This is a genomic window from Streptomyces milbemycinicus (genome assembly GCF_002154605.1).
GTDB classification, from domain to species: domain Bacteria; phylum Actinomycetota; class Actinomycetes; order Streptomycetales; family Streptomycetaceae; genus Streptomyces; species Streptomyces milbemycinicus.
The window spans coordinates 1-223 of the sequence record NZ_MUNE01001325.1 but is presented as its reverse complement, the minus strand read 5'-3'; the positions used below and the strand labels follow the sequence as shown (position 1 = coordinate 223).

The following is a 223-nucleotide window of genomic DNA, read 5'->3' as shown; positions in this document are numbered from 1 at the left end:
TGGCCGGCGACCCGCGCGAGCGCAGGGCCGTGCACGACCGGCTGCCCGAGCCGCTGCGCGCCAGCACGGTGCAGGCGCAGCACGGCAGCAGGGCCGCGGGCAGCTCCCGGGAACTGCTCGAAGCGGAGATCGACCGCGCCCGTGAGGAATTCGTCCGCACCCATCTGGAGGACGTCCTCGACCTCTTCCGCGCCGCGCGGGGCCGGCCGGGGGAGCCGGGGGT

The 223-nt window shown here is 77.1% G+C and carries 1 protein-coding gene; it reads left to right on the top strand.

Going from position 1 to position 223, the window contains the following annotated elements; translation table 11 throughout:
- Window positions 1–223, top strand: a 223-nt coding sequence (locus CCN51_RS59085) for a baeRF2 domain-containing protein (protein WP_483883494.1), incomplete at both ends; no start/stop codon positions are given.